This is a genomic window from Pseudenhygromyxa sp. WMMC2535 (assembly GCF_011083025.2).
In genome coordinates this window covers 656,336-668,146 of the sequence record NZ_JABJWV010000001.1, presented here as the reverse complement: position 1 = coordinate 668,146, position 11,811 = coordinate 656,336, and the positions used below count along the sequence as shown (strand labels likewise).

At 70.2% G+C, this 11,811-nt stretch carries 8 protein-coding genes; 1 reads left to right on the top strand and 7 read right to left on the bottom strand.

Annotated elements, in window-relative coordinates; genetic code table 11:
• Positions 1–9 precede the first annotated feature (9 nt).
• Together G6O69_RS02460 and G6O69_RS02455 are read right to left on the bottom strand one after the other, a co-directional pair.
• Entirely contained in the window at positions 10–717 is a 708-nt protein-coding gene (locus G6O69_RS02460) for a nitrile hydratase subunit alpha (protein ID WP_172301915.1), read from the bottom strand.
• Between the two features lie 253 nt (positions 718–970).
• The gene (locus G6O69_RS02455; RefSeq protein ID WP_172301914.1) at positions 971–2,410 is read right to left on the bottom strand and encodes an RtcB family protein; all 1,440 of its coding nucleotides are present in this window, start codon (positions 2,408–2,410) and stop codon (positions 971–973) included.
• A gap of 234 nt (positions 2,411–2,644) precedes the next feature.
• Between G6O69_RS02455 and G6O69_RS02450 the strand changes: the two genes are divergently transcribed.
• On the top strand, positions 2,645–2,947 hold the full coding sequence (locus G6O69_RS02450; RefSeq protein WP_176396587.1) for a hypothetical protein: 303 nt from the start codon (positions 2,645–2,647) through the stop codon (positions 2,945–2,947).
• Here G6O69_RS02450 and G6O69_RS02445 read toward each other — a convergent pair.
• The 5 genes from G6O69_RS02445 to G6O69_RS02425 form a co-directional block, all read right to left on the bottom strand.
• Positions 2,926–4,467 carry an outer membrane protein transport protein gene (locus tag G6O69_RS02445; RefSeq protein ID WP_172301913.1) on the bottom strand — a complete coding sequence of 514 codons (1,542 nt, stop codon included), beginning with the start codon at positions 4,465–4,467 and terminating at the stop codon, positions 2,926–2,928. The two genes, G6O69_RS02450 and G6O69_RS02445, sit on opposite strands and share 22 nt — an antisense overlap.
• Positions 4,468–4,553: 86 nt before the next feature.
• Complete coding sequence (locus G6O69_RS02440; protein ID WP_172301912.1) at positions 4,554–5,789, bottom strand: hypothetical protein; 1,236 nt, start codon at positions 5,787–5,789, stop codon at positions 4,554–4,556.
• A gap of 259 nt (positions 5,790–6,048) precedes the next feature.
• Positions 6,049–7,086, bottom strand: a complete 1,038-nt coding sequence (locus G6O69_RS02435) for a hypothetical protein (protein WP_172301911.1) — start codon at positions 7,084–7,086, stop codon at positions 6,049–6,051.
• 77 nt (positions 7,087–7,163) lie between these two features.
• Positions 7,164–9,293, bottom strand: coding sequence for a M1 family metallopeptidase (locus tag G6O69_RS02430; protein WP_172301910.1), 2,130 nt, complete (start codon positions 9,291–9,293; stop codon positions 7,164–7,166).
• Positions 9,294–9,312: 19 nt separating this feature from the next.
• Positions 9,313–11,652, bottom strand: coding sequence for an ABC transporter substrate-binding protein (locus G6O69_RS02425; protein ID WP_217909757.1), 2,340 nt, complete (start codon positions 11,650–11,652; stop codon positions 9,313–9,315).
• Between the last annotated feature and the right edge of the window lie 159 nt (positions 11,653–11,811).

The window sequence follows — 11,811 nt, the reverse complement described above, 5'->3', positions numbered from 1 at the left end:
GCGCCGCGCTCAGCCGAGCTTGATGCTCAGATCGATGTCGGGGTCCGTGGTGCAGCAGCGGGCGATCGACGAATTGTAGGGCGAGTTCTCCGAGTAGCAGTTGCAGACCTGGCCGCTGCAGATCGTGCCGCCGGTGGTCTCCTTGGGCGGATCGCCGCCGCCGCCCCAGAAGGACGCGGCCTCGGCCTCGGTGATGATCGCCTCGCTGTCGGCCGCCGGCAGGTGGATGATCCGCTTGCTCGGCGTCTCGGCGACGGCGATGACCTCGAGGTTGACCGGCAAGGTCGCGTCGGTCTCGTACTCGAACACCTTCTTGGGGTCGCTGAACATCGCCTGGCGGTAGTTGGCGTTGTTGCGACACTTCGTCAGCATCGTCGCCATGTCGCCGTACTCGACGCCGCGCATGCCCTCTTGCGAGCACAGCACCACGTGGGCGACGTTGAAGTCGTCCTCGACGACTTCGACGCTGACCTCGGCGCCGAGCTCGATCCCGGCCTCCTCCAGGGTCTGCTTCGGCTTTTCAATCAGCTGCGCGCGCCACTGCGGGTCGGTCATGGCCTTCTCGACCACGTTGCCGTAGGGGATGTAGTCCCAGGACGCCGCCCGGGCCGCTTCGGGGATCACCAGCGCCACGCCGAAGGCCGACATGAATTGCAGCAGCTGTCGGCGAGAGGGTTCGAAGCGGCGGGAGGAGGAGTGCTTGTCATCGTCGCGCATCAATCACGGGTAACATCTTCGGCCCGAGTCGATCATGACTATCTCGGGAAAAACTCCCTCTGCACCGCTGGTACGCAACGCCTTGGTCCTACGAAGAGTCGCGCGTCCTCGCGACCAAGGTCGTGGGTGGGGCCCCTGCCCGATCGCCCGCCTACTCGGCCGTGCCGAAGAGCAGGTCCGGAACCGGCGAGACGGACGAGAAGAGCTCGCGAATATGGCGCTTGGCTCGCGTGGATGACGCCCCCACAGACTCTCAGGCTTTGAAGGTCAGCAGCGGTCGCATCCGCGCAACCGGAGCCACGATCCCCGCCTCGACCTGCACGTCGATCACCGGCGCGATCGCCTTGTAGGCCGCGGGCGCCTCCTCGCGCAGGCGCTCGCGGTGCAGCGCGACGCACTCGACCTGCGCGAGCCCGAGGGCGTCGTCGTCGAGGTGCCGCGCCGCATGCCGGGTCAGCGCCCGCCCGGCCCCGTGGGACGCCGAGGCCAGCCACTGCTCGCTCCCGAGCCCGACCATCAAGAACGACGCCTGGCCCATCGACCCGGGGATCAGCACGGGCTCGCCGGCGTGGGCCGGGGTCGCGCCCTTGCGGTGGACGTTGCGCCCGGCCTCGACGCTGATCAGGTTGTGCGGCCCGTCCCAGATCAGCGGGACCTCGAGCGCCCCGTAGCGCTCGCGCAGGCGCAGGCGCACGAGCTCGGCGAGGAGCAGGCGGTTGACGCTGGCGTAGTTGGCCGCCGTCGACATCGCCTCGAGGTAGCTGCGCGCGGCGTCGCCGTGGATAGCGAACACCCCCGGGCGCGGGTGGGCGAGGCCCTCGGGCCACAGCTCGCGGGCGCGCTGGCGCCAGTGCTCGCCGACGGCGACGCCGACGCTGCGCGAGCCCGAGTGGACCATGAACGCGAGCTGACCCTCGCGCACGCCCCAGGCGTGGGCCTGGGCGCTGTCGAGCACGGCCTCGACGACCTGCAGCTCGACGAAGTGGTTGCCGCCGCCGGGGGTCCCGAGGCAGGGGTCGCGGACGACGTCGAGCTTGCGCTTGGGCAGCCAGCGGTCCGAGCCGGGGAAGCTGCCGAGTTCGTGGGTCCGCTCGAGTTCGGCCTCGAGCTGGTCGAGCTCGGCGTGGCGCATGCGCCCGAGGGGATCGCGGGCGACCTGCTCGAGCCAGGCCGGGGCCCCGGCCTCGTAGAGCGCGCGCAGGGCCGCGACGCGCATCGGCAGGTCGCGGGTCCCGAGGAGCAGGTCGCCGCGCAGATCGTCGATCAGCTCGGCCTTGTGGGCCAAGAATCGGTCGAGGTCGAGGTCGACGACGTGCAGGCGCATGCCGCAGTTGATGTCGGTGCCGATCGCCTCGGGCACGAGCATGTCCTCGCTGGTCGCGACCACGGCGCCCACGGGCACGCGCGCGCCGGCGTGGAAGTCGGGCGTGGCCCGGGCGGCGACGACCTCGCCGCCTTCGGGGTGGCAGGCCGCGGCGAAGCGCAGGAGCTGGTCGGCGGCCTTGGTCGACAGCTCGAAGCCGTCGGGGAGCAGGACCTCGGCGGTGACGCCGTCGGGGGAGTCGGCGGCGCGCAGCGACCAGACGCTGCCGTCTCGGGTGACGTCGAGGCCGCGGCGGGCGAGGGCCGCGATCACGCGCTCGAGCTTGGGCCCGCGCCGGGCCTTGGAGTTGGGTTGTTCTTGCTTGCACATGGGTCGATGTCTGGCTGGTGCGTCGATCCGGTGAGACGCGCTACGGCGCGGTCACCAAGTCGGCGAGAGGAGGGTTGGGTTTTGGCCCGGGGGTCAGCAGCCAGACACCGACGAGCACGCGCAGGGTAGCCGAGGTCGAGGGGGGCGCAACAAACTTTCGCTACCATGGCCGACGTAGGAACCCAGATCGCCCCGGCCGCGCCGCTGGGCAGATCGTAGTGGCGATCCCCCTCGATGCTGGCCTGGTCGATGCGTCCGAGCACGGCGACGGCGTCGTCGAGCAAGGCATCGTCTTCGAGCAAGCGCCCGGTCCGTGGCCCACTTCTCACACTTGCCGCGCAGCTCCTTCACGGCAGCGTCACCGGGCTCGACGCCCTGCTTCTTCATCTCTGCGACGGTGAGCTCCTCGACGTTGTCGCAGACCTTCACGGCCGGCGGCGGACGCAGCCAGCCGACGTAGAGCACGACGATCGCCAGGATGATCGTCGCAAAGAGGCTCTACTCGAGCCGCCCGCTCAGAAGCTGAGGTCGAGGTAGAGGTTGCCCACGGTCATCGCCTGCTTGTACACGCCGTCGGCGCTGGGCTGGCGCGTGGGCGACTGGAAGTCGTCGAACACGCTGCGCCCCTTGGTGTCCAGGGGGAAGTAGATGAGCTGGGTGATCGTCGCGCCCATGGCCACGTGGCGGTGGGCCTGCCACAGCGCGCCGATGGACACGCTGACCTTGTCCATGTCGAAGAGCACCGGGTCCACGGTCTCCGGGGGGATCGCCGAGCTGTCGTAGCCCACGCCGAGGTAGGTCTCGAGCTCGGGCACGAACCAGTAGCCGACGCCCACGCGCACGCCCCCGGCGTCCTTCCAAAAGCGCGGGAGGTGCTGGGTGACCCCGAGCGTGTCCTCGCCACCGTCGCCGCCGAAGCTGCTCGGATCCTCGAGCGCGGTGTCGGCGTTGGCGAACTCGCACTTGCGGTCGTCGACGTCGGCGATCAGCACGCACTGCTTGTCGAGCACCGACCAGCGCGTGTAGTCGCCGAACATGCGCAGCTCGAGCTTGGGGATCGGGCGCACGCGGAAGCCGAAGCGGACGATGTCGGGCATCGACTGGGTGAGCTCGATCTCCGTGGTGTCGGCGGCCGGCGAGGCCCCGAAGATGTTGGTCAGCGTGCCCTTGAGGGTCATGCCCCCGCTGACGTTGGGCTGGCTGGTGTAGGAGGCGCCGATCCACAGCACGTCGTCGATCGGCTCGGCGGTCAGGCCGACGCCGAAGCCACCTTGCCAGCCGCTGGCCTTGAGCCAGCTGCGGCCCTCCTTGAGCGTGAAGTTCTCCTCGGAGGTGCCCGAGACCAGGTTGTCCGAGCTGTCGGCGTTGCGCGCCCGGACGGTGTCGAGGCTGCTGTAGATCGCGCTGCCGCTGAAGCCGATGGTCAGCTTGGCCGGCTTGATCTTGAAGGCGATCGCGCCGGTGAAGTACATCGAGCGCAGGTTGCCGTCGATCGCAAACCACCGCTGCTGGCCGTCGTAGGCCCCGGGGTAGAGCTCGCTGTTGGCGTAGCGCTCGTTCTTGTTCCAGCTCGCGCCGCCGCCGAAGGGCACGGAGAAGGACGCGCCGGCGTAGACCAGGTCGGTGCCGAAGTCCGAGGTCACGCCGAGGTAGGGCGCGCCCGCGACGTTGAAGAGCGAGGCCTTTCCGTCGTTGGCCCCGGGGGCGTAGTCGAGGCTGACGTTGGGCGCGCCCTCGACCTTGTTTTGGGTGTCGACGGCGCTCGCCGGGCGGTCGTAGCTGACCCAGCGCAGGGCCATCATCCCGTCGACGTACACGTGGGTGCCCTTGGACAGGGCGATGGCGCCGGGGTTGTAGTAGATCGCCGTGGCGTTCTCGGTGGTCGGGTGGCCGTGCTCACCGCCAAAGCGGGCGGTGCTGATGCCCGAGGCCTGGGCGGGGCTCGACCACAGGCACAGGCCGAGGCCGAGGCAGGCGCCGCCGACGAGGGCCGCGGTGGAGAGCGAGGAGAGCGAGGAGAGCTTGCGCTGCGAGAGGCGAGGGGAGGGAGCGGTCATGGGTGGTCGCGAGCCGAAGAAAGAGAGGGGGAGGAGGGCGCGGGCGCCGAGGTGAAGAGGAGCGGGGAGCGGACGCAGGGGCGCGCTCAGCCGCCCTCGGGCGCGACCATGTCGCAGCGGTAGGGGAACTCGGTCGGCAAGCTCGCGGGGTCGGAGCCGTCGTCGGCCAGGCGCATCGCGCCAAAGGTCGAGCCGGCGAGGTCGTAGGTCAGCGGGCTGGTGACCTCGCCCGAGAGCTCGCCGCACATCGCGTCGACGTGGACGATGTCACCGCTGACCACCAAGGTGGCCTCGATGTCGCTGCCGGTGATCGGGTTGGCCTCGCCGGACACCTGCACGGTGCCCATGTCGATCTCGAAGGCGCCGGCCTCGTCGACGGCGATGTCGCTGTAGCACAGCGGCTCGTCCACGAACTCGCGCGGCTCGGTCTTGGCGCCGACGTCGAGGCTCAGCGGCTGGAAGCAGAATTCTGCCGTGCCCGAGGCCCCGTCGGCGGCGTAGCTGAAGTCGACGTGGGTCGCGAATTGCAGCGGGGTCTCGGGGTCCAAGGTCGTGACCAGGGCGAACAGGAAGTCGCCGCTGATGTCGGGCAAGCTGGGATCCGCGGGCGGGACCATGTCGCAGCGGTAGGGGAACTCGGTCGGCAAGCTCGCGGGGTCGGAGCCGTCGTCGTCGAGCATGATCGCCGCGAAGGTCGAGCCGGCGAGGTCGTAGGTCAGCGGGCTGGTGACCTCACCGGTGAGCTCGCCGCAAAAGGCCCTGGCGTGGACGATCTCGCCGATGACCTGGAGCGTGGCTTCGATGTCGCTGCCGGTGATCGGGTTGGCCTCGCCGGACACCTGCACGTTGCCCATGTCGAGCTCGTAGTTGCCGTCGGCGTCGAAGCTCACGTCGGTGTAGACCAGCGGATCGCCCACGAACTCGCGCGGCTCGGTCTTGGCGCCGACGTCGAGGCTCAGCGGCTGGAAGCTGAAGTCGGCCGTGGCGCTCTGGCCGTCGTCGGCGACGACCATGTCGATGGTGGTCACGAACTGCAGCGGGGTCTCGGGGTCGAGGGTCGTGACCAGGGCGAACAGGTAGGTGCCGCTCATGTCGGTCAGCCCCTCTTCGCCGGAGTCGCCGCTATCGTCTTCGCCCCCGTCTTCGGTGCCCCCCTCGTCCTTGATGCGGTCGTCTTCGGTCGCGTCCAGGAACTCGTTGAAGCGCGCCTCGGGGTCGGGGCAGCCCGTGGTCAGCAGCGCGAGGGCGAGGATCCCGAGCGCTCGGCTGGCCCCGGGTCCAGGTGCATAGGCCATGTCGATCATCCGCAAAGGATGGTACACGAACCGTCATTGTGGGGGGCAATGGTCGATCGTCGATAGCCGATTGGGCCCACGGTCTCCCAGTGCCCGGCCAGTGCCCGGATAGTCGTCTGCACGCGTGCAGTCGTCTGCGCGTATGGCCATTCGTGCACGCAGGCGCAGCGAAGATATGCCTGTTTTTTGCTCGGGGTCCGCTCGGAACATCGTAATGGCGGCCATTCGTGGCCATTCGTGGCCATTCGTGGCCATTCGTGGCCACTCGTGGTCATTCGCGCGTGGCTCAGACCTGCCGCTTGCGCACGGACCACACGAAGCCGTCGTACCAAAAGTGCATCAACGAGACGACCAGCGTGATCGCCCATAGCGAGTGGAGCTGCGTGTCCAAGTACTGAACCCAGGTACCGTAGAGCAGCGGGAGCGCGATGAAGAGCGCGAGCACCAGCCACTTGCCCCCGCGCGTGCCCTCGAGGCGCAGGCCCCTGAGCATGGTCTTCTTCTCCATCGCCCAGACGATCCCGAAGTACTGGAGGGCGTGGAAGAAGTTCATGATGAAGAAGGCCTCGCCCCAGCTGTTGAAGCCCCAGGCGTAGAGCGAGACGGCGCCGGTGCTCGTGTACAAGAACACCTTCTGCCACGAGACCGCGTGGCCCTTGCGGGCGAGCTGAACGTAGTGGTGGACGTAGACGATCAAGAAGCCCGCCCCGCCGCCGATCAGCGCCCAGGTGAAGTAGGCCTGGTTGCCCTCCATCCACGCCGGGACCTCGGAGAAGAAGAGCACCCCGACGCTCTCGAATTCCTCGAAGTCCTCGAAGTGGTCGATCATCGTCGCGCCGGCGACGATCGGCCCGGCGTAGAGCAGCTGGTTGAGCGCCCAGTCGAGGCGGCGCCCGGCCTTGGGGTCGTTGCCGGCCTTGGCGTCGTAGATCCGGCCAAAGCCGAAGGTCTGCATGCCCGAGTGGTAGACGTCCCAGAAGGTACCGACGACCGAGGCGGTGATCAGCACATGGTCGGAGCTGATCATGCCCAGGTAGAGCAGCGCGGGGATCAGCAAGAAGCGCGCCTTGTGGAGGCGAAAGATCTCGCGGTTGGCGTGGCTGCGCAGGAACACCAGGACCAGGTGGGCGTGGATGAAGATGCCGATCAGCAGCCCCGCCCAGGTCACCTCCCAGCCCCACCAGCCAAAGCTGGCGTCGGAGAAGTCGGTGCCCGAGATCCCCCAGCCCAGGCCCAGGGCCAGGATCGGCGGGAACAAGAAGAACACCCAGTCGAACCAAGGGCTGACGATGTAGCCCTTGGGCTTGTCTGCGCTCGTGCCCATCGCGGGGTCGAGACTAACAGCCCCATCGGTGCGCCGTCAGGTCCGCGGCGAAGCGATGGGGCGTGGCGTCGCGGCGCTCAGTCGACGCCGACGATGCCGTCGATGGTGTTGCGCGAGATCGCGTGGTAACCGGGGCGCGCCTTGGCGTAGATCGCCTTGGCCTGGGTCTTGCCTTCTTCGCTGGTGACCAGCGCGCGGTAGATCGGGGTCAGGAATTTTCGCCGCCCGACCTGGATCAAGAATTCCTCCATGCGCGCGTAGGCGGGCTCGTAGCGCTTGTTGGCGGCGAGCACGAGCCACTGGCCGAGGATCTCGGCGTTTGTCGAGTCGGTCAGCGCGAAGCGCTCGTCGAGGGCGGCGAGCTGCTCGGCGCTGACGGTGTCGGGGAGCTCGCGCAGGAAGTGCAGCCACAGCCAGGGAGACCAGCGCTCGCGCTGACCGGTCTGGCCAGCTTTGGCCGGCTTGCCGGGCTTGCCGGGCTTGGGCTGGACCTCCTTGGCCGTGAGCTCGCCCGCGGCGAAGGCCCGAGCGGTGGCGGCGACCTCGTCGAGGATCGGGGCCACGGGCTCGGGGGCGGACTCGGGCAGGCCGGCGCCCGAGACCCACTGCGCGAGGTCGGGCTCGACCCCGCCACCGAGCACGGGGTGGGCCGCGATCAGATCCCTGGAGGCGTAGTCGAGGAAGTCCTCGGTGGCCACGGAGCCGAAGGCGTGCTCGTCGAACCACTTGCGCAAGAAGGCGTCGAAGACCGGGCGGCCGTAGGCCTCCTCGAGGGTGCGCAGGAGCAGGTAGCCCTTCTCGTAGGGCACGCCGGAGAAGTAGTCGTCGGGGTCGACGCCGACGAGATCGGCGTCGAGGCGCTGATACTCGGGGTGCTTGGCCAGGCCCTCGGGATCGGAGAGCTCGGCGAGCAGCTCGCGCTTGCCGATCACCGCCTCGATCTCGGCCTGCTCGCGGCCATAGATGGCCTCGACGATGCGCCGCTCGAAGTAGACGGTGAAGCCCTCGTTGAGCCACAGGTCGCCCCAGGTCGCGTTGGTCACCAGGTTGCCCGACCACGAGTGCGCGAGCTCGTGGGCGATCAGCGAGACCAAGGAGCGGTCGCCGGCGAGGATCGTGGGCGTGGCGAAGGTCAGGCGCGGGTTCTCCATGCCGCCGAAGGGGAAGGCGGGGGGGAGCACGAGCACGTCGTAGCGGCCCCAGGCGTAGTCGCCGTAGAGGGCCTCGGCCGAGCTGATCATCGCCTCGATGTCGGTGAACTCGTTGGCGGCGGCCTCGACCACGGTGGGGTCGGCCCACACGGCGCTGCGATCGCCGAGCTCGCGGCGCTCGAGGTCGCCGACGCCGATGGCGATCAGGTAAGAGGGCACGCGCTGGGGCATGGCGAAGCGCCACGTCCGGCTGTCGGCTTCGGCACCTGCTGCGCCCTCGCTGCCCGGCAGGGGATCGGGGCCGAGCTGCTCGGCGGCCATGACCGCCGCGCGCGGGCCGTCGACGACGACCTCCGCGTCCCAGGTGGTGCGCACGCCGGGGCTGTCCTGGCAGGGGATCCACGAGCGCGCGTGGATGGCCTGGGACTGGCTGTACAAGAAGGGCTGGGTCTTGCCGGCGGTCTGGGCCGGGTCGAGCCACTGGAGGCCGGTGGCGGCGGGCCGGGTGGCGTAGGTCAGCTTGACGACGTTGGCTCCGGGCGGGAGCTCGACGACGAGGGCGCGGCCGAGGTCGCCCGTGCTCTGATCGGGGTCGTCCTCGAAGCGCCACTTGGTCTCGGTCAGCGCGGGGTCTTGGCGGGCGCTCGCGCGGGACAGCTCGGGCACGCCCTGGGGCCCCGGGGTGAGCGAGAGCGTGCCGGCGTAGGCGTGGCGGATGTCGAGGTCGCGGGTGTCGAGGCGCAGCGGGGCCTCGGGGTCGGGGCGCTCGACGGCCAGGAGCACGTCGCCGGTCAGGGTCTTGGTGTCGAAGTCCACGACCCACGACAGGCCCATGTGCGTGACCCGGACCTGGTCGGGGCGGCTGAAGGAGTGGGGGTCGGGGCGCTCGCGGGCCGCCTGATGGTCGATGGTCGGGGTCGGCATGGGCTCGGTCGTCTGGGTCGCGGGGGTGTCGCGCGGGGAGGACTCGGTCGGGCGCTCGGCCTGGGGGCAAGCGCTCAGCGCGAGTACGCAGGCGAGGGCGATCAGCGGGGTCTCGAGGCGAAGCGCAGGCACTGCGCCAGACGCTACCAGATCAGCCCAGGCGCAGCTCGTCGAGCCGACCTCGGGTGTCGAGCTGCGTGCCCCAGACGCGCTCGCAGCCCTGGTGATCCGAGGCCGAGAAGCTCAGTCCGGCGCCGAAGCCGAGGTCGAGCTCGTGGAAGCCCTCGAGGGCGTCGATGAGCGCCTCGCGCTCGGGGGCGTCCACGCGGCGCAGGGCCTCGACGACCATGTCGGCGACGATGAAGCCCTCGAGGGACACGAAGTCCGGGGGCGGGCGACCGGCGGCGGCGAGGGCCTCGCGGCAGCGCAGCACCCCGTTGGCGGACGAGCCCGGGTGGGGGACGACCTGGGTGATCACGATGCCAGCGGGGTCGTGGCCGAGGCTGCGGATCTCGTCGGAGAAGACCTCGCCGCCCGTGGGCGAGAAGGTTGCGAAGCGTGGGCTGCGCGAACCCTTGGCCTGGCGCACGCCGGCGACGAACTGCGCCGCCGGGCGGTAGGCCGCGAGCAGCAGCGCGACGGCGAGGTCGTCGCGGGCGCTCACGGCCTCGACGGCCTCGCGCACGTTGGCGGTGTTGGCCGGGTAGCGGCAGACCAGGACCGGGTCGAAGTCCGAGAAGCCCTGGGCGATCAGGGCCCGGCGCACGCCCTCGACCCCCGAGTCGCCAAAGCCGTCGTCCTGGGCGAGCACCGCCACGCGCTCGGGGGTCAGGTGATCGTGGATCGAGAAGTGCTCGATGATCGCCGCGGTCTCGCGGGCGTAGCCGGCCCGGTAGTTGAACACGTAGCGATCGGGGGGCTCGCGGCGCAGGTGCTCGGCCCCCGAGTGCGCGCCGATCAAGGGGACGCGCGCGTCGAGCAGCGCGGGCAAGCTCGCGGCCGTGGTCGCGGTGCCGACGTTGCAGACCAGGGCCAGGGCGCGCCGGGAGAGCGCCTCGACGTTGGCGAGGGCGCGCTCGGGCTCGTAGCCGTCGTCGAGGACCTCGAGCTCGATCGGCCAGGCGAGCTCCTCGCGGGCGTTGGCGAGCTCGAAGCGCGCGCGCAGGCCGTGCTCGAGGCCGCGGCCGATCGCGGCGGCCTGACCCGTGAGCGCGCCGCTCATGCCCAGGCGGATCGGCCGACGCGGGCGGAGGATCGTGGGCACGGCCCAGACCCCCGCGGCGCCGAGGCCCACGGCGCCGAGGCCCACGGCGCCGAGTATGGCCCGACGCGAGAGCCGGCCGCGCGCGGGCTTGGGGGAGGCGCAGTGGCGCTCGGCCGCGCTCGGGGAGCGCGGCCGCGGGCTCGCGGCGATGTCCTGGGTGATCTCGGCGGGCGAGCTGTCGAGCAGGTGGCCGGCGGGGGTGGTCGCCTCGCTGGGGAAGTCGTCGCGCTCGACGAGGGCGTCGACGGCCGCGCGCAGGCTCGCCACGGTGGGGTGGCGGGCCTCGGGGTCGGGCTGGAGCGCGCGCTCGATCACCGCGGCCACGGCCGCCGGGCCGTCGTGGGAGCCGGGCTCGAGCGGAGAGAAGGTGCCCGAGAGCTGGGCCGTGATCACGGCGGCGCCGCGGCCCGTGAAGGGGCGCTGGCCGCAGAGCATGAAGTAGAGGATCGCCGCGAGGGCGTAGACGTCGGTGCGCTCGTCCATGCCCTCGCCCGAGGCCTGCTCGGGGGCCATGTAGCCCGGGGTGCCCAGGAACTCGCCCTCGGCCGTCAGCCCCGTGGTCTCGGTGTCGAGCTCCTTGGCCAGGCCAAAGTCGAGGATCTTGACCACGCTGCCCCTGGGCAGGTTGCGCGTCGACGAGGTCCCGCCGGAGCCGGTGGTGCCCTCGACGAGCATCACGTTGCGCGGCTTGAGGTCACGGTGGACCAGCCCGGCGAGGTGCGCGGCCTCGACCCCCGTGCACAGCTGCTCGAAGATCTCGCGGGCCTCGTCGAAGGGCAGCCCGCGGCCGCCGTGCTCCTCGGCCACGTACTGCTCGAGGGTGCGGCCCTCGAGCAGCTCCATGACCAGATAGCAGCGGCCCTCGCGGGTGTTGCCGCCGTCGATGATGCGCACGACGTTGGGGTGGTCGAGCTTGCTCGACAGCCGCGTCTCCTGCAAAAACCGGCGGATGGCCTTGGGCTGGTTGCGCTCGGCGTGGAGGATCTTGATGGCCACCGGGCGCTGGAGCGAGAGCTGGACCCCGCGGTAGACCTTGCCCATGCCGCCGCTGCCCAGGGGCGCGTCGATGCGAAAGCTCTCGGCGATCACCGAGCCGATCAGCGGATCGGGGCCGGGGCGCTCGATGAGCACGGCGCCGTCGTGCGGGCAGGTCATGCCCGACTGCGTCTGGTCTCCGCACAGTGGGCAGATTCGAGAGTCGATCTGCCCTTTGGCCTCGTGGCCCATTGTGAGCGATTGTATGGCATTACCCATGTTATTGGGCGACGCTGGTGCTTGCTTTTGTCGACCCCTGGGAAGCGCGCGGCGGGCGTGGCGTCACGGTCCAATTCGCGCGAGCGCGCGTTTCCTCGTGGATTGCCGTTGTCGGCTAGCCAGTTGGAATTA